The organism is Lentimicrobiaceae bacterium (assembly GCA_020636745.1).
Taxonomy (GTDB): domain Bacteria; phylum Bacteroidota; class Bacteroidia; order Bacteroidales; family Lentimicrobiaceae; genus Lentimicrobium.
The window spans coordinates 173,990-192,339 of the sequence record JACJXH010000001.1 but is presented as its reverse complement, the minus strand read 5'-3'; the positions used below and the strand labels follow the sequence as shown (position 1 = coordinate 192,339).

Genomic DNA, 18,350 nt, shown 5'->3' with positions numbered 1-18,350 from the left:
TTTCTTTCAATAATTTGCAATTTTGGATGAAATAGTAGTAAATTTATCGCTGTTAAATTCTTTTACATAAACTGGCAATAAAAACCAACAATTACTCTTGCGGCTGGTTGGTTTCCATATTATTTAGATTATATATTCAAATTCAATACAATGAGTAAAATTCTGGCAATTGACGATGACTCTATCATCAGGACACTATTAACAAACATCCTGACCAAAGCTGGCTATGAAGTAGTAACCGCTTCAGACGGTGAAACTGGGCTGGAACTGGCTTCAACCACAAGCCCTGATTTGGTAGTCACTGATTTTCAAATGCCAGGCATTTCGGGGCTCGATGTCGTTACTGAATTGCAACGAACCCAACCCGGACTTCCCGTAATATTACTCACCGCGCATGGCGATGTAGCCCTGACCATAAAATCTATTCAGCTTGGCGCTTACGACTTTATTGAAAAGCCCATCCAAATGCAGGAACTGCTTGATGTAATCCGCAACGGACTGGAAGTATCAAAACAAAGCCGGAGTCTGACAGAAACAATTTCGCCTGAAGCACGCAAAGCCATTGAAGACAACCTGCTTGTTGGAAAAACTCCCGTGATGCGCGAAATCTTTAAAAACATTGGAAGAATATCACTCAACAAAGTAAATGTTTTGATAACCGGCGAAACAGGCACCGGGAAAGAACTGATTGCCCGACTCATCCATTATAGCGGTGTAACAAGGGAACATCCATTGGTTGTTGTCAATTGCTCAACGCTGAGCGAGAGACTTCTTGAACACGAATTATTTGGATACACCAGCACTGCATTTCCGGGAAACACAACCGAGAAAAAAGGAAAATTCGAGCAGGCAGGGGAAGGCACTCTTTTCCTTGATGAAATCTCGGAATTGTCGGACGATATCCAAACAAAACTCCTCAGAGTATTGCAGGAATTAGAGTTTGAAAAACCCGGCTCTGATGATACCATTCCTTTAAAAGCAAGAATTATTGCAGCTACAAACAAAGATCTTGAATCATTGGTTAAAAGCGGAAAATTCCGCGAAGAATTGTACTACAGACTTAAAGTATTTACAATTGCGCTTCCACCTTTGCGTCAGAGAAAAGATGATATCGCTGAACTAGTAAGGCATTTGGTACAAAAGCTTAACCGGAAATTAAATAAAAGAGTTCTCAAAATTGGCGATGGCGTAATTGATCTGCTAAAAACCCATGAATGGCCCGGAAATGTCAGGGAATTGGAAAATACGCTGATGCAGGCACTTATCATGACCCGCAGCGATGTATTGGAAAAAGAACATATTGTTTTGATGCACCCTGCCGAGGATTCAACGGCCGAGAAATTCGAGCTCAAATCAATTGCCGATATAGAAAAGGTCCATATCAAGAAAGTGCTGGATAAGGTAAAATGGAATAAACAGGAAGCCTCCAGAATACTTGAAATTACCAGACCAACACTGAATGCAAAAATTGAAAAATACGGACTGAAACATTAAATGTAATCATACCCTCGTTATCAGCCCGAAATCTTTATCGGTCCTAATATTCTATTTACGAATGCAACTCCGATTGCCTGCAATCCGGACATGATGATTACAACTTTGTAATTTACCCCTTCCGCGCACTATTTCTTTTCCAAAGAAATTCTCTTTAGACATCAACAACGATGCTCTATGCTTACATCATTATTTATTTGTAAATTATTTTAACCCCCCAAATAGTAAAACTAATTTACAGATAAACACCATGCAAAACCATGGTTAAAATTTGACAGATTTGTAAATATATTTTACACTGCTTTTACGGCAATTCATCAAAACAACGATATGTAAACTTTTTTTACACTTTCCTTAATTCAGTATGTCATTCTTTAATTATTGATTTTTAATTACTTACAAATTTTGTAAAAATTATCACTAAATATTTACCAACAAAATGTAAATTATTTACACAAAATACTTGACAAGGGGCATTGTAATACATACATTTACATCAGTAGTCAAGAGCAAATATTTTTTACAATGAAACCTGCCCTCAAAATATCACTCACAATCATCCTGATTCTTTCAGGGCTGCTTGGATATGGTCAGGTGAGGGTTACGGGTCATGTAAGCGCTGAGGTGGTTGAATCGATTTCAGCAAGTTGCAACAGCAATATTGACATGAGTCTCAACTCCCAGGAAATAAAACAATTTAATCTTGGCAGTTTCAGTATTTCAGGCAAAGCAATGTCTACCTGTATGGTAGTTATTGACAATGCCAGGATCAGCAACAACAAAGGAGAGTCCTTTACGATTCAGACTTCAGCAACTGGAGCAGGCGAATCACTAACTGCTGATCAAAACGGCAATCAAAAACTTAATTTAGTTGCCGGAACAAATGAACTACTTGCAAACGGTAATTATCAAGGCATCTACGGGGTAACATTTGCCTATAATTAATTTGACTACTAATTGCTTCATTGATTTAATCAGCTGTAAACCAATTAAGGGGGTACAGCTGATTTTTTTTAATCTCACCCGATTACAGTAATATTCATGACAGATTTACGCAATGGCTCCCCCCGGAAACAAACGTTTATAATCGTCCGGGGTATTTACATTCACGAATATTCTATCATGATCAGCTTCCATGTGAGCCCTGCCAAATGATTTAAAAAACACATCCAGCCTCACATTTATATCAGCCAAATCAATAGCAGCTTTACACACCAGCTGATTAATCAATACCGGATGGCCTGACCTGCCGGAAAAGGACGGAACTACAACATCGGCCTCATCAATTAAACTCAACATTGAAATCAACAAATTAACATCAACAAAAGGATTGTCAACATTCTGAACAAACACCAAATTATCGGGCTCAGCCAATGAAAGTCCTTTTTTTAATGAGTAAAAACGCCCCAATCCGGGACGATGATTCACCACAATCTCAGCTTCCCCGTTCTCAAAAAGTTCTGAGCCTGAAAGCATTTCTTTAAGTTCCTCATTTACAACAACTATAACTTGCGAGGCGCCTGCTTTTCGGTAAGCCTTTATTATCATTTCGAGGAAAGAAATATTTTGATTTCCAAAAGAGAGTAAAGCCTTATGACGCCCCATGCGAAAAGAATTACCAGCCGAGAGAATTATACAGGAAAATCGGGGCAAAGCGGACATCTAGCAGTATTTTTTTTACCTTTACAAATATAAAAATTAACACCCGCATAGCATGGTTCATACTACAGAGTTTTCAACGATTCAAATTGATAAACTATACCGACTTATAGATTCAGAGTTCAATACAAAAAAAGAAATTTTTGGCATTCCCGAGGCATTATTCTTTAACCCGACAAAAAGTACAGGCATTGGGATGCAGATTTTTAACCAACAGCTGCACACGCCAATAGGGGTTGCAGCAGGGCCTCACTCTCAGATGGCTCAGAATATCATCGTTGCCTGGTTATGCGGCGCCAGTTATATTGAGCTTAAAACAATACAGACCCTGGATGAACTTTCCATTTCGAAACCCTGCATTGACATGCAGGACGAGGGATACAACTGTGAATGGTCGCAGGAATTGCACATTCATGAGTCATTTGAAGAGTACCTGAAAGCCTGGATTATCATCCACCTTTTACAACACAAATTAGGACTAAAAAAAGGTGGTTTTATATTTAACATGAGCATTGGCTATAACTATGAAGGCATACTGAAAGAAAATGTACAGTGGTTTCTTGACAATATGAGAAACTGCAGTGAAACCAAAAATAAATTTATCAGCATACTGGCCCCATTATATCCGGCAATACATCAATTGCATATACCTGATTGCCTTTCCAACAATATCACCCTCAGCACCATGCATGGCTGCCCTCCTGATGAAATTGAAAAAATCGGGCATTATCTGTTGAGTGAGAAAAAAATTCACACTTTTATCAAACTCAACCCCACCCTGCTGGGGAAAGAGGCATTGCGCGAAATTCTGAACAACAAACTAGGCTTTAAAAACGACATTCCGGATCAGGCATTTGAACATGACCTTAAATTTAAAGATGCAATAGGCATAATTCGCCGCTTACAAAACACGGCAGATCAGGAAAATCTGGAATTTGGCCTTAAACTCACCAATACCCTGGAAAGTGTCAATCATAAAGATATTTTTCCGGAGCACGAAAAGATGATGTACATGAGCGGCAGGGCATTACATCCTATCAGTATCAACGTTGCCCGTAAGCTACAAAATGAATTTAATGGCAGTTTAAATATTTCGTTTTCAGGAGGAGCTGACTGTTTCAATATCAAAGACATCCTTCACTCCGGACTAAAGCCGGTTACTGTTTCGTCCGATTTGCTCAAACCCGGGGGATATGGACGACTACATCAATACATTGAGAATATTATAGATGACAAAGACAACCAAACCATACAACCGCTTCAGTATCTGAACAGTTATGCAGATGCCATTGTTTCCCAAAGCGCCTACAAGGCCGATCCGTACACTGAAAAAAACATCAAATCTGCCAGAAACCTCGGGCAATTCGACTGTATTCATGCACCCTGCGTGGATGAATGCCCTACCAATCAGGACATCCCTGAATACATGTATTATACATCAAAAGGCGATTTCCAAAAAGCTTTGGATGTGATTCTGGCCAAAAATCCATTTCCAAATGTTCTGGGTTCGGCCTGCGATCACATATGCCAGGCTAAATGCACCCGTATCAATTACGATCAGTCGCTTAAAATCAGAGAGATTAAGCTATTTATTGCTGAAAACGGAAAATCTGCTGATATAATTCCGGCCGCTGACAATGGGTATAAAGTAGCCATCATTGGCGCCGGACCATCCGGATTATCCTGCGCTTATTTCCTCAGATTGGCAGGCTTCGAGGTAGAAATATTTGAATCGAAGCCTGCAGCTGGAGGTATGGTTTATGATGCCATTCCCGGCTTCCGAATGAAAATGAATTTACTTGAGAAAGACATTGAACGGATTAAAACGCTGGGCGTTAAAATTCACTATCATTCAAAAATTGACCGCAACTCCTTTGACCAGCTTCGGAAGGAATATAGCTTTGTGTATATCGCGGCCGGAGCCCAGCGCTTTAAATCGCTGCAGATGGAATCAGATGATGCAGCGGGTGTGCTGGACGCGTACGAGTTCCTGAAGAAAGCCAAAAATGGAACTTCTTTGGATTTAGGAAAAAACATTTTGGTAATCGGAGGAGGAAATACAGCGATGGATGTAGCCCGCACCGCTAAACGCCTGGCAGGGAATGATGCTTCAGTAAAAGTTCTATATCGGCGCACCAGAGGCGAAATGCCTGCCGACCGCGAAGAAATTGAGGCACTTTTTCATGAAAATATTGAACTGTTAGAGTTGCTTTCTCCCGAAAAAATCCATGTGAAAGATGGCAGGATAACTTCACTTTCCTGTGCAAAAATGAAACTTGAACAAGCGGGTAAAGGAAACCGGCCTAAACCAGTAAAAACCGGAGAACCGCTGCTTAAATTTGCTGCTGATACACTAATTCCGGCCCTTGGACAGGAGATTGATATTCAGTTTGCCAGCCAGGAAGAATTAAAAACAAAAGGTAACTCTTACGAAACAACGCTAAAAAATGTATTTATTGGCGGAGATGCCTTGCGGGGAGCTGCAACAATTGTAAAAGCGGTTGGCGACGGACGTAAAACTGCTGTTCAGATTGCAGCAAAAGCCGGGGTAAAATTAACTGACGGCAGCTTACAGACAGAAAAAGATCTTACACCCAGCGAGCTGCTCATCAAAAAAAGCACACGAATAAATATTGCTCCCGAAATTTCAGGTTATAAGGCTATTACGCAAGATAAAGCGGCCCGGGCAGAGGCCTCACGTTGCTTGCTATGCAACGAAATTTGCAACGTTTGTGTCAGCGTTTGCCCCAACCGTGCAAACACCTATTACCATGCTGAAGCAGCCGAAATCCCTGTCTGGAAAATTGATTTTGATGAAAAAGGGTACAAAAGTGAATTAACAGGCAACCTGTCAATACATCAAAAAATTCAGGTCTTAAATATTGCTGATTTTTGCAATGAATGTGGCAACTGCACCACATTTTGCCCCACAGCCGGTCAGCCATTTAAAGACAAACCCCGCTTTTGCCTGACCAAAAAAAGTTTTGACCAAACCCAGAACAGCTATCTTCTCCAGTGCAAAAATCAGCATCTAGCATTATTGCACAGGAATGGCGATATAATCAGCTCAATGATTAAAAACGATGACGGATATTTATATAACACGCCTGAAGTTGAAATCTCATTTAATCTCCATAATTTCAGCGTCACAACAGTAAAAATAAAGGAAGGCTATCCAGCATCTGTTTTCTTAAAACATGCGGCTGAAATGAAATTTCTGATTGATAATGTTTCTCACTCCTTCATCTGCCAAACAGCAGAATAAATCACCCTATTAAAAAACCGGAATTTAAAAATACTTCCCATGATCTCACTTAGCAACCAAATTGTAAACCCTGCTGCCAGGCAAAAAGCCATTGAACGTTTCCGTGAAAAAGGAATCATACTGCCCACTTTTAGCCAGATGCGCAATCCGGAACTCGTACCCGGAAAAATCAAAGAAAGTCTGAAAAACATAGGTCTATGGGATTTGCACCCGGCAAACCTTTTCAGAATAACATGGAAAAACGAACCAGTAGAAACAGGAGGATTATATGGCGGAGTTAACTACCTTGAAATCCCTTCATCTCTTACAGGAGTAAAAGCCAGAATTATATTGCTCATTGGCAAATACTTCCCAACCGGAGCTCACAAAGTAGGCGCTGCCTATGGCTGTTTGGCTCCCCGGATTATTACAGGTGAATTTGACCCATCCTATCACAAAGCAGTCTGGCCATCAACCGGAAATTATTGCCGTGGAGGTGCATTTGATTCTTATCTGATGGGCGTTACCGCTGTGGCTATTCTTCCGGAAGAAATGAGTAAAGAGCGATTTTCATGGTTAAGAGATATAGGCGCAGAAGTAATTGCGACTCCGGGCTGCGAATCAAACGTAAAGGAAATTTATGACAAATGTTGGGACATCCGGCGCAACCGGCCCGATTGTGTTATCTTTAATCAGTTCGACGAATTTGGCAATCCTGCCTGGCATTACAATGTGACCGCACCAGCCATTGAGGAAGTTTATCAATCGGTAAAATCCGAAAAAAGCCAACTGGCTGCTTATGTTTCTGCAACCGGCTCAGCTGGCACCATTGGCGCAGGAGATTATCTGAAAAACCTCTTTCCTCAGATGAAAATTATTGCTTCAGAAGCACTGCAATGCCCTACCCTGCTGAACAATGGCTTTGGCGGCCACCGTATTGAAGGAATTGGCGACAAACACGTTCCCTGGGTACACAACACAAAGAATACCGATATGATTACAGCCATTGACGATGAAGACTGCATGCGAATTTTCAGACTCTTGAACGAACCGGAAGGTCATGCATACCTCAAAACCTGTGGCATTGAGGAAGAGCTGATTAGCAAACTGCACCTGCTGGGAATCTCGGGAGTATCTAACTTACTTTCTGCCATCAAAGCTGCCAAATATTATGAAATGACCGGCGAAGATATTATTTTCAGTCTGGCAACCGATTCTTCTGAAATGTATCATTCGCGACTTGAAGAGCTCACCGCTGAAAAAGGACCATACAGCAATCTTCAGGCGGCCAAGGATATGGAAAAATGCATTTTGGGGCAAGGCACTGATAATTTAAAGGAACTCAACTATTATGATCGCAAAGCCATTCATAATCTTAAATACTTTACCTGGGTAGAACAGCAAGCCAAAGAAATTGAAGATTTGAACCAACTCTGGCATGACAGAAATATTTGGCATAAGCAATTCAATCAGGCAGCACGCTGGGACGAAATGATCCATGAATTTAATGAAGAAACCGGGGTGCTAAAAAGGCTCTAATCCTTTTTGAGCATCGTCCGGATTGCCGGTTCGAAACCAGTTAAATCATTTGTTCAAAGAAATGCAAGAAAACAGCTTTTATTTCTTTGTAATGTGTTTCATTGATAAACCAGGATTACTTCATGAATCAAAAATTCACATATCAGTGCAATGACTGCGGCACAGAGTTTCCGGCAAACGGTGTAGTATATGTTTGTCCGATTTGCAGCAAACAGCAACAGCCTGGTCAACCTCCTCATGGCATATTAAAAGTTAAATACAATGAAACACCGCTGAGAGGCAAAACATTTGAATCAATAGAAAACAATCATTTTATTGACCTTTTGCCATTAAAAAGCAATGACAGCCGTCCCTTTCTAAAAGTTGGGGATACTCCGCTTTACCGAATCTCAAAATGGAGAGGTCAGTCCTTTGATCACACGCTTTATCTGAAAGATGACTCTCAAAATCCAACATTTTCATTTAAAGATCGGGCATCAGCGGTTGTATCGGCCTTTGCCATGGAGCATGATATAAAAATGATTGTCGCTGCTTCAACGGGTAATGCGGGTTCTTCACTGGCGGGATTGTGTGCTGCACAAAACCAAAAAGCGGTGATTTTTGTTCCGGCTGCAGCTCCCAAAGCCAAACTTACACAAATACTGATGTATGGCGCAATTCTGGTCCCGGTAGAAGGAAATTACGACCAAGCGTTTGACCTCAGCATTAAGGCGACTCAAAAATTTGGCTGGTATAATCGAAACACCGCATATAATCCACTTACCATTGAAGGCAAAAAAACTGTTTCGTTTGAGCTTTTTAGTCAAATGAAACATCAAATTCCCGACAGAATATTCGTACCTGTTGGCGATGGCGTTATCATTTCAGGCGTTTATAAAGGCTTTGAAGATTTGATGCAACTTGGGATTATTTACAAAATGCCAGTGATTGTTGCTGTTCAGGCAGAAGGCAGCAGTAATTTTGCTGATAATATCAAAACCGAAACATTTTGTTACAAATCGTCATCCACCATAGCTGACAGCATCTCGGTGGATATACCCCGTAACTTCAGGATGGCAAAAAAATACATTCAAAAGTACAGTGGCGAAATAATAAAAGTAAGCGATCATGAGATTCTTCAGGCTGCAGCCATAATGGCAAGTGAAACTGGCATTTTTGCCGAACCGGCGGCAGCAGCAGCATTTGCAGGATATAACAAATATCTGCAAACAAATCTGATAACAGAAGACTCGTCAAATGTAATTCTACTCACCGGAAGCGGTTTAAAAGACCTGAATGCGGTTCAGCCCCTTTTGAACCTTCCTGAAGCAGTAAAACCTGACATGCAGGCGGTTGAACAATTTTTAACAGGAAAAATATAATGGCATGATACAGTTTAACCTGAATGGGCACCCCATTCATTATACTGGCAATCCGGAAAAAAGATTGCTTCATTTTCTGCGAAATGACCAGAACATTACATCGGTAAAAGACGGCTGTTCGTGTCAGGGCGCATGTGGAGCCTGTATGGTTGAAATCAATGGAGAAGCCAAACTCTCCTGCATGACCCCGATGAAAAACCTTGCAGGTGCCTTAGTTTACACGCTTGAAGGAATTCCTGAGAGTATCAAAGATGTCATTGCACAAACATTTGTTGAAAAAGGAGCTGTACAATGCGGCTTTTGCACTCCCGGTTTTCTCATGCGGACAAAAGTTTTACTGCAGAAGAACGCGACCCCTACCCGTGAAGAGATTAAGAAAGCCCTTACATTAAATTTATGCCGTTGCACAGGTTATGTAAAAATCATAGATGCCATTTTTGAGGCTTCAGCCAAACTGGCCGGCCATGCAAAAGCAGATACCTCTGCAATAACAGCCAATGTGGGAAGTTCATACCCCAAATACGAAGCTTACGAAATGGCTGTTGGAAAGCGCAAATTTGTTGGCGACCTGCAGTTTAAGGGTATGCTCCACAGCGCATTAAAATTTTCGGACCACCCAAGAGCCATTGTAAAGAGCATTGATACAACTAAAGCCTTAGAATTAAAGGGTGTTATAAATATTTTCACTGCAAAAGACATTCCTGGTGAACGATTTATTGGCCTGATAGTAAAAGACTGGCCTTTGATGATTGGCATTGGGGAAACAACCCATTACATAGGTGATGTAATAGCCGGAGTTGTTGCTGAGAATGAAGAAATTGCCAGACAGGCTGTCTCGCTCATCAATGTAGAATATGAAGTTTTAAGTCCGGTTACAGATCCGCATGAAGCTTTAAAACCAACAGCAGCACAGGTTCACAAAAATCAACCAAACCTGCTTGAAACCTGCCGCGTTTATCGTGGGGGCGATGCAGATAAAATTATTACCGGTTCAGCCTTCGTTGCAAGTGGCAAATATCAAACCCAGCGGATTGAACACGCCTTTCTTGAAACTGAAGGGGCTGTTGCTATACCCGAAGAAGATGGCGTGCATTTGTATGCCAACGGCCAGGGAATTTATGTAGACCGCAAACAAATTGCATCTTTACTTGAATTGCCGGAAGAAAAAATCAGAGTTACACTGGTATCAACCGGTGGAGGCTTTGGAGGCAAGGAAGACATGACTGTTCAGGGGCATGTATCACTCTTTGCCTGGTTACTGAAGCGCCCAGTAAGGCTGGTTCTTTCCCGGGATGAGTCAATCAGAATGCACCCAAAAAGGCATCCGGTGTATATGGATATTACTGTTGGATGCGACAAAAATGGTCAATTCACAGGCTTGAAACTTTTTGCTGTGGGTGATACTGGCGCATATGCATCGGTAGGAACAAAAGTTATGGAACGGGTTGCCGGGCATGCAACCGGAGCTTACCATTTTCCTTGTGTTAATCTGGAAGCACTGACAGTGTATACGAACAATATTCCGAATGGAGCCATGCGTGGATTTGGTGCCAATCAGGTGTGTTTTGCCCTTGAAGGTTGTATTGATGATTTGTGCAAACAAGGTCATTTTGATCGATGGCAATTCAGATATAACAATGCACTTGCCGAAGGAAAGATGACCGCTACAGGCCAGGTGCTGAAAGAAGGCGTTGGTGTAAAGGCAACGCTCGAAGCCATTAAGCCTTATTATGATAAAGCTGCATTCAAGGGCCTGGCCTGTGGCATTAAAAACAGTGGCGTTGGCAATGGCATGGCCGACTTTAGCGATGTTATTATTGAAATAAAATCAGAAAAACGGGTCATTATTCATCATGGATGGACCGAAATGGGACAAGGTGTTCATACCATTGCCCAGCAGGTCCTATACCAGGAAACAGGGATTCCACCTCAATTCATCGAAGTAATATCAGACACAAGTGCAGGCATTCCAACAGGTATGACAACCTCATCCAGAGCCACGGCATTACTGGGCAATGCTATTCTTGACGCTTCAATACAAATACGTATAGACTTAGAATCATGCACACTGCATGAACTAATCGGGAAAGTATACAAGGGAAATTACACCTGTGACTGGACTACCAAACCTGGAGCTGAGGCAAAGGAAATTATCACTCATTTTGCATATGGATATGCAACCCAGCTTGTTGTACTTGATGAGCAGGGTAATATTAAAACTGTTTATGCCGCGCATGATGCAGGCAAGATTATGAATCCAACCATGTTTGAAGGGCAGGTTGAAGGAGCTGTTCATATGGGCCTGGGGTATGCGCTTACCGAAGATTTACCCATGCAAAACGGTCAACTGGTTTCAACAAAAATGCGCGATCTGCAAATATTAAGGGCAAAAGACATTCCTGAAATAGTTGTGTTGGGTGTCGAAGTAAAAGATCCCGTGGGGCCATATGGAGCCAAAGGACTTGGCGAAATAGGTTTAGTACCTACTGCAGCTGCGGTGGCAAATGCATTCTGCGATTTTGATGGAATCAGAAGATATCAACTGCCAATGAAAAGAAAAATCTGAGCAAAACCCGAAAGCACGAAATTTACTACCGGGCATACAGAAACGATGAATACACTTCACGTTACCGTGAATGATTACCTAAATAAATATTTAATTATGGCTATCCTTTTAACCAACGGAACTTACATTGACCCCGAAACACTTACCTTTAGTTCAACACATCTTTTAGTTGAAGAAGGGGTGCATGGAAAAATATCTCAATTAAACGAAATTCCGGAAAACAACACTTCTCCGATAATTGATTGCACAGGAAAATATATCACCAAATCATTTGCCAACGGGCATCACCATGTTTATTCGGCACTCGCCCGCGGAATGGGTGCACCGCGCAAAAATCCGGAGAATTTCAATGAAATACTCCAATACATCTGGTGGACACTTGACAAGGCCCTCGACCTGGATATAATACGCTCAAGTGCACTTGTTACAGCAATGGCATGTGCCAAAAACGGAGTCACATTTGTCATTGACCATCATGCGTCTCCCTATGCTATTCAAGGAAGTCTTGAAACCATTGCCGAAGCTTTTGAAGAAGTAGGTGTTGGCCACTTGCTCTGCTATGAAATTTCTGACCGCGATGGACTGGAAATTGCCCGTGCCGGACTCGAAGAAACAGCAGATTATTTATCTAAAAGACCGGGGCTGGTTGGACTTCATGCATCTTTTACTGTAGGCCATGAAACTTTAAATCAAGCCGTTGAACTTGCCCGGCTTTCAAAATCAGGCATCCATATACATGTAGCTGAAGACAAATCAGATGCATTGCATTGTTTTGAAAATTACAATCAGTGTCTTATTGACAGGCTGGCCAATGCCGGTGTGCTTGATTTTTCGAAAACCATTCTTGGACATTGTTTGCATTTAAGTGAATATGAGCGGGAACAAATAGCGAAATCACCTGTGTGGGTAGTTCAAAACATGGAAAGCAACCTCAACAACTCGGTTGGATTTTTCAACTCTGCCGGGCTTGGAAAGCGCATTATGCTTGGCACCGACGGCATGCACAGCGATATGCTGCGCAGTGCCAAATCAGCATTTTTTGCAGGGCATAATTTCGATCAGATTGACTATTCCGAAACTTACAGGCGATTCAGAAATGTTCACCATTATTTAAATGCCAACAATTTTTCAGGTGATGGCGAAAACAACCTGGTAGTCATTGATTACAACACTCCAACACCTTTCAACTGTAACAACTTTTTGGGTCATTTCCTTTTCGGAATTGAATCACAGCAAGTTCAACATGTTATTTCGCAAGGCAAAATAATAGTGGAAAACGGCAGACTTACAACCGTAAACGAAGAACAGATATTGGCGGCAGCCAGAGTTCAAGCAGATCGGCTCTGGCAAAAAATGCATTAACTATCCTGCTTTATCCTAACTTTGCATCCATTTTTCAACAAGCCGGAACTATGTTCAGGTTGCTTAAATATTTAATAAAATGGATACCAATTTACTAGAATGGGTGGGGTACCTCGCCTCGGTTATCATTGCCGTTTCAATGACCATGAACTCCATTCTCAAATTCAGATGGATAAATCTTGCCGGAGCTGTCACTTTTTCCATGTATGGATTTCTGATTGGCGCATGGCCTGTTGGTTTTCTCAATGGGTTCATTGCAGTTGTTGACATTTATTATCTCTACCAGATTTATTCCAAAAAAGAAGTTTTTGAAATTCTTGAAGTAAGGGCTGATAACAAGTACCTGCTTCGCTTTCTGCAGTTTCACGACAAGGAAATACAAAAGTTTTTTCCTGGTTTTGAGTATAAACCCGAAATGAATACCATTAGCTTTTTTATCCTGCGCGATATGGCTGTAGCCGGTATTTTTCTGGCTCACCGCGAAAAAGACCATTGCCTTTCTGTTGGCCTTGACTATGTAATTCCGGCCTATCGTGATTTTAAAAACGGGAAATTTATCTACCTCAGGTTGCGCAAACGTTTTATTGCCGATGGATTTACAAAAGTAATTTCTGAAAGCAACAGCAAGCAATATTCCATGTACCTGAGAAAACTCGGATTTCTGCAGAATGCGAACGGAAAATTTGAAAAAGCGCTAAATTAGCTGCAATCAGCCAGGGCATTAAAAAATTACATTGCTTTTCAGGCCAAAAACCATAATTATGGAGCAGGTTCTTATCAAAAATGGCATTTTAGTTTTGTCAAACAGGATGGAAGAAAACGATCTTCTTATCGTTGATGGAAAAATTAAGAAAATTGGTAAAAATCTGAGTTATGATGCAGATAAAACGAACCTGACAGAAGCCTCAGGCAAAATTATCCTTCCCGGTGGCATTGATGCACATGTTCATTTTCAACTTCCCACTCCAGCCGGCCCATCCTGCGATGATTTTCTGACAGGCAGCCGGGCTGCCCTCGCCGGAGGTACTACTTTTTGTTTCGACTTTGTTACTCCATCCAGAGGACAATCATTAAAAGAAGCATTTGAAAACCGGCAGAGAGAGGCACAAAAAAGTTTAACAGAGTGCCGGCTGCACATGGGTATAACCTGGTTTGACCATACCATTCCCCGGCAAATGCATTGGTGCGTTAAAGAAGCTGGCATTCACTCCTTTAAAGTATACCTGGCCTACAAGGGAAGTATTGGCATCGAATATTCCGAACTTGAGGAAGTGATGAAAACAGCCGCTTCACTTGGCGCTGTGGTGATGGTGCACTGTGAAGAAGGTGATACTATATTGAAAACCCAAAAAGCACTGCTCGCTCAGGGAAAAACTGCGCCCCGGTTTCATGCAGTATCACGGCCAAATGAAACAGAATCGGATTCTGTAAAAAAAGTTATAGACCTATGCAGAGAAACAGGCTGCCAGACATATATCGTTCACACCTCAACCGCTCAATCAATTAACTACATCAGGCAGGCTAAATCAGAAGGATTGCCGGTTTTTTGTGAAACATGCCCGCAATATCTGCTGCTTGATGAAAGTGTTTACGAAAAACCATCGGCAGAGGTTTTGAAATATGTAATCAGCCCCCCTATCAGGAGCATACAGGATCAGTTAGCCCTTTGGGCTGCACTGCAGGATGGAACTGTTGATGTCATTTCAACCGACCATTGCCCGTTTAATACTTTTGGCCAAAAGGATACCGGCCTTCATGATTTTACTAAAATTCCCAATGGCGCAGGAGGTGTTGAGTTTCGTTTAGCGTTGCTGTACACATACGGAGTAATGAAGCAGCGAATCAATCTTCAGCAATTTATCTCACTCACCTCAACAAATGCGGCAAAAATTTTCGGACTATTTCCACATAAAGGACAGATAAGCGAAGGAGCAGAAGCTGATTTAATTATCTGGAATCCGGAAAAGAAAACTACTGTTTCGGTCAACAGCCAATTACAGAATTGCGACTCCAATATTTACGAAGGAATGGAGTTGCAGGGGCATGCTGACATGGTATTTATAAAAGAAAGATTTGAGATTTTATGATGTCCCATTTGGGGAAACAAAGAAATTAGCCTTTTTATAATATTGATTACATGCAAATTACAAGTCGTCCTGCCAAATAATTTAAAGTAAGTTCGCATAAGTTTACAGACCGTTCTTGTCAAAAAGCTGAAGGTAAGTTCAAACTCAGGATTATTTTTTTGGGAAAAAGCCTTAAATTGCAGGGATAAAAGCCTCATCCTAAACCCTGTATGATGAAACGACTGGTAAAAGAAATCAAAAACCGGAATCAGGTTGAATTTGACAAAGGAATATTTGACGATTGGTGCGTTTATCTGCTTCGTCAGGGCAAGCCTCGTTATGCACCCCGCGATCATGAATATTTCAGTTTTATGCAAACATTAGGCATCAAGCATGGAAGCCAGAAACTTTACAATGACTTTGTAAGCATTTACAACCAAACAGGGAAGGAGATCAATTCTGAAACCCTGCAGCTTATATCAGACATATCAAATGCTTATGGAGCTGACGCTGAAGAAGCCGACATTTGGTTCACCGTAATTTATGCTGGAATGGTGGCTGAAGAAAATAAACTGAACACCAAATTAGGCAAACGCATTAAAAGACTGGGCATTTATCAGATTTTGATTGAAAATTCAAGCCCGGAAACTTCAGCCGTGTTTTCGAAAGGAAAAAAATGGAAAGATTTGGATGAGGTTATGAGGACTAAAGGATTCTGACGGCAGAAAATAAGAAAGAATAAACAGGGAAAAACAGCGCTCACCTTCATCCGTAATTTGAAATAAGTAATTCCTTAATCTCACCGCGTTTTGAGGGGTTTGAATTAATCCTTCGGCTTGCATTTACACGCTTGATTGAAAAAGCGGCATACAAATCATCAAAGAAAGTATCAGTTTGGTCAATATTTTTGGGATCAGAATTACTTAGCAGCCATAAATGATTTTCGGAATGAAGAAGATCACAAAAACGATAAAGACGCTCCTGCTCCCTGTCATTAAAAATTTCAGCAGAATAAGAGTTAAACGCAGCTGTTTTATTCAAAGGCCGGTAAGGTGGGTCAAAATAATAAAATGCCTGACCTTCGATATAATTGGCTGTTTCAACAAAATCGCCATTCAATATCGTTACTTTTTGCAGGGCTTTGCTCACCAGTAAAATATTTTCAGGATCACTTATTTTAGGATTCACATATCTGCCAAAAGGGACATTGAACTCATTTTTACTATTAACCCTGTAAAGCCCGTTAAAACAAGTACGGTTTAAAAATATCAGGTATGAAGCGCCTGTAAGAGCATTATAACGTCTTGCATTATATAAACGCCTGATACTCAGATAAAATTCTTTTTTTTCACTTTCTGTTGCAATTTTTTTATACGTAGCCTGCAGCAAGTTCAATTCATTTATCAAACTTTCGGGGTTATCTCTGATGACAGAATAAACCCCGGAGAGGTCTGGGTTAATATCATTGATAACCGCCTTTTTCAAATCTGGAAACTTACTCAATATCCAGAACAAAACAGCACCACTGCCTATAAAAGGCTCAACATAAGTTACGTTTGGTCTACTTAAAAATTCAATTGGCACAATCTTCCCAATTTCAGGAATCAACTGAGATTTCCCTCCGGCCCATTTCAGAAAAGGTTTAGCAGCAACTTTATCGGAAGTTAATTTCATGTATTACAATCAGTTAATATTATAAAATCAGGATTTATTACTGACATCTTACCAGGTAAACATCAGAAAAAAGCGCATAAACGGCAAAACTCATCTGCAAAGGACGTAAAAAAAACACCCTCCGGGCTATAAAGCATCCCGATTTACTTCAGGCAGCAAACCGGGATGTTTAAAATTTAATTGAATTTAACTTATTCTCTTACGATTCTCCGTATAAAGCCTTTGAAGCACTTCAGCAGCATTTTCAAACTTATTATTCAATATCATAGCGGCAATGATATAAGGCTTGTAACCGGCCTCCTTGTATGTTTCGATGCGATAACGTTCAAAAACAGAAGCCTGTACTTCGCCTTCCCTGCAGGAAATGCCTGAAATATCAGCCGGCAGGCAATGCATATAAAGCGCTTTACCGCCCTTGGTAAGTTTCATTTTCTCTTCAGTGCATTCCCAATCTTTAAAACGGGCGTTGTTGGCCAGGCATTCCTGCTCGAGCAGTTTCAAACCATCTTTGTCACTATTTTTAAGCAAAGCAGTACGACGCTGCATAACAGCAAAAGGAGCCCAGCTTTTAGGATAAACGATATCAGCATTTTTAAAAGCCTCATCCATACTATTCACTACTCTGAATTTTCCTCCGGAAGCAGTCGCATTTTTTCCGGCCAAATCTACAACTTCAGGAATCAGGCTGTAGCCTTCGGGGTAAGCCAAATCGACTTCCATTCCAAAACGGGACATCAAACCTATAATTCCCTGAGGAACAGAAAGTGGCTTTCCATAACTGGGAGAATAAGCCCATGTCATCGCAATTTTCTTTCCTTTCAGATTTTCAATGCCACCAAAATAATTTGCCAGGTGCAACAAATCAGCCATTGACTGAGTAGGATGATCAATATCACACTGCAGGTTAACAATGCCAGGACGCTGAGGCAATACGCCATGCTCAAACCCATCGTCGAGCGCAGCGCCCACTTCTTTCATATAAGTATGTCCTTCACCCAAAAACATATCATCGCGGATTCCAATCACATCGGTTAAAAAACTGATCATATTGGCTGTCTCGCGCACTGTTTCGCCATGAGCAATCTGCGACTTTGTTTCATCCAGATCCTGAACTTCCAGACCTAGCAAATTACAGGCAGAAGCAAATGAAAAACGGGTACGGGTTGAGTTATCTCTGAAATTAGAAATGGCCAGTCCTGAATCGAAACATCTGGCTGAAATATTATGATCGCGCAGATGTTTGAGCGCCTCAGCCACTAATAGCGTTTGCTTTAGTTCATCTTCAGTTTTATCCCAGGTGAGCAGAAAGTCCTTTGCATAAAGCCCGGAATTTAATTTTTTAAGTTCTTCAATCAGTTGAATGAAATTTGACATAAAAAAGTTCT

Annotated in this window: 13 protein-coding genes; 10 read left to right on the top strand and 3 right to left on the bottom strand. The window is 41.1% G+C overall.

Annotation, left to right across the window (positions count from 1 at the left end; genetic code table 11):
- Positions 1-150 precede the first annotated feature (150 nt).
- Complete coding sequence (locus H6541_00755; protein MCB9014303.1) at positions 151-1,494, top strand: sigma-54-dependent Fis family transcriptional regulator; 1,344 nt, start codon at positions 151-153, stop codon at positions 1,492-1,494.
- Between the two features lie 525 nt (positions 1,495-2,019).
- A complete protein-coding gene (locus H6541_00750; GenBank protein ID MCB9014302.1) occupies positions 2,020-2,439 on the top strand; it encodes a hypothetical protein in 420 nt (139 codons plus the stop codon).
- Positions 2,440-2,544: 105 nt separating this feature from the next.
- Here the strand turns inward: H6541_00750 and H6541_00745 are convergent, their stop codons facing one another.
- Positions 2,545-3,099, bottom strand: coding sequence for an NTP transferase domain-containing protein (locus H6541_00745; GenBank protein MCB9014301.1), 555 nt, complete (start codon positions 3,097-3,099; stop codon positions 2,545-2,547).
- 109 nt (positions 3,100-3,208) lie between these two features.
- Here H6541_00745 and ygfK point away from each other — a divergent pair, with 109 nt between their 5' ends.
- From ygfK to H6541_00705, 8 genes are all read left to right on the top strand, one after another.
- A complete protein-coding gene (gene ygfK / locus H6541_00740) occupies positions 3,209-6,418 on the top strand; it encodes a putative selenate reductase subunit YgfK (GenBank protein ID MCB9014300.1) in 3,210 nt (1,069 codons plus the stop codon).
- A gap of 39 nt (positions 6,419-6,457) precedes the next feature.
- Positions 6,458-7,936 carry a pyridoxal-phosphate dependent enzyme gene (locus H6541_00735; GenBank protein MCB9014299.1) on the top strand — a complete coding sequence of 493 codons (1,479 nt, stop codon included), beginning with the start codon at positions 6,458-6,460 and terminating at the stop codon, positions 7,934-7,936.
- Positions 7,937-8,058: 122 nt separating this feature from the next.
- Positions 8,059-9,297, top strand: a complete 1,239-nt coding sequence (thrC, locus tag H6541_00730; GenBank protein MCB9014298.1) for a threonine synthase — start codon at positions 8,059-8,061, stop codon at positions 9,295-9,297.
- A gap of 4 nt (positions 9,298-9,301) precedes the next feature.
- Complete coding sequence (gene xdh / locus H6541_00725) at positions 9,302-11,863, top strand: selenium-dependent xanthine dehydrogenase (protein ID MCB9014297.1); 2,562 nt, start codon at positions 9,302-9,304, stop codon at positions 11,861-11,863.
- Between the two features lie 96 nt (positions 11,864-11,959).
- Entirely contained in the window at positions 11,960-13,225 is a 1,266-nt protein-coding gene (locus H6541_00720; GenBank protein ID MCB9014296.1) for an amidohydrolase family protein, read from the top strand.
- A gap of 79 nt (positions 13,226-13,304) precedes the next feature.
- On the top strand, positions 13,305-13,928 hold the full coding sequence (locus tag H6541_00715) for a hypothetical protein (protein ID MCB9014295.1): 624 nt from the start codon (positions 13,305-13,307) through the stop codon (positions 13,926-13,928).
- 58 nt (positions 13,929-13,986) lie between these two features.
- Entirely contained in the window at positions 13,987-15,312 is a 1,326-nt protein-coding gene (hydA, locus tag H6541_00710) for a dihydropyrimidinase (GenBank protein MCB9014294.1), read from the top strand.
- A gap of 212 nt (positions 15,313-15,524) precedes the next feature.
- Positions 15,525-16,010 carry a hypothetical protein gene (locus tag H6541_00705; GenBank protein MCB9014293.1) on the top strand — a complete coding sequence of 162 codons (486 nt, stop codon included), beginning with the start codon at positions 15,525-15,527 and terminating at the stop codon, positions 16,008-16,010.
- 46 nt (positions 16,011-16,056) lie between these two features.
- Here H6541_00705 and H6541_00700 read toward each other — a convergent pair whose 3' ends face one another.
- The gene (locus H6541_00700; protein ID MCB9014292.1) at positions 16,057-16,965 is read right to left on the bottom strand and encodes a DNA adenine methylase; all 909 of its coding nucleotides are present in this window, start codon (positions 16,963-16,965) and stop codon (positions 16,057-16,059) included.
- A gap of 186 nt (positions 16,966-17,151) precedes the next feature.
- Complete coding sequence (ygeW, locus tag H6541_00695; GenBank protein MCB9014291.1) at positions 17,152-18,339, bottom strand: knotted carbamoyltransferase YgeW; 1,188 nt, start codon at positions 18,337-18,339, stop codon at positions 17,152-17,154.
- Between the last annotated feature and the right edge of the window lie 11 nt (positions 18,340-18,350).

Excerpts from the sequence above, each read along its gene's own strand:
- H6541_00755 (MCB9014303.1), top strand. The coding sequence starts at position 151 with ATGAGTAAAATTCTGGCAATTGACGATGACTCTATCATCAGGACACTA.
- H6541_00750 (MCB9014302.1), top strand. The coding sequence starts at position 2,020 with ATGAAACCTGCCCTCAAAATATCACTCACAATCATCCTGATTCTTTCA.
- H6541_00745 (MCB9014301.1), bottom strand. The coding sequence starts at position 3,099 with ATGGGGCGTCATAAGGCTTTACTCTCTTTTGGAAATCAAAATATTTCT.
- ygfK (MCB9014300.1), top strand. The coding sequence starts at position 3,209 with ATGGTTCATACTACAGAGTTTTCAACGATTCAAATTGATAAACTATAC.
- H6541_00735 (MCB9014299.1), top strand. The coding sequence starts at position 6,458 with ATGATCTCACTTAGCAACCAAATTGTAAACCCTGCTGCCAGGCAAAAA.
- thrC (MCB9014298.1), top strand. The coding sequence starts at position 8,059 with ATGAATCAAAAATTCACATATCAGTGCAATGACTGCGGCACAGAGTTT.
- xdh (MCB9014297.1), top strand. The coding sequence starts at position 9,302 with ATGATACAGTTTAACCTGAATGGGCACCCCATTCATTATACTGGCAAT.
- H6541_00720 (MCB9014296.1), top strand. The coding sequence starts at position 11,960 with ATGGCTATCCTTTTAACCAACGGAACTTACATTGACCCCGAAACACTT.
- H6541_00715 (MCB9014295.1), top strand. The coding sequence starts at position 13,305 with ATGGATACCAATTTACTAGAATGGGTGGGGTACCTCGCCTCGGTTATC.
- hydA (MCB9014294.1), top strand. The coding sequence starts at position 13,987 with ATGGAGCAGGTTCTTATCAAAAATGGCATTTTAGTTTTGTCAAACAGG.
- H6541_00705 (MCB9014293.1), top strand. The coding sequence starts at position 15,525 with ATGAAACGACTGGTAAAAGAAATCAAAAACCGGAATCAGGTTGAATTT.
- H6541_00700 (MCB9014292.1), bottom strand. The coding sequence starts at position 16,965 with ATGAAATTAACTTCCGATAAAGTTGCTGCTAAACCTTTTCTGAAATGG.
- ygeW (MCB9014291.1), bottom strand. The coding sequence starts at position 18,339 with ATGTCAAATTTCATTCAACTGATTGAAGAACTTAAAAAATTAAATTCC.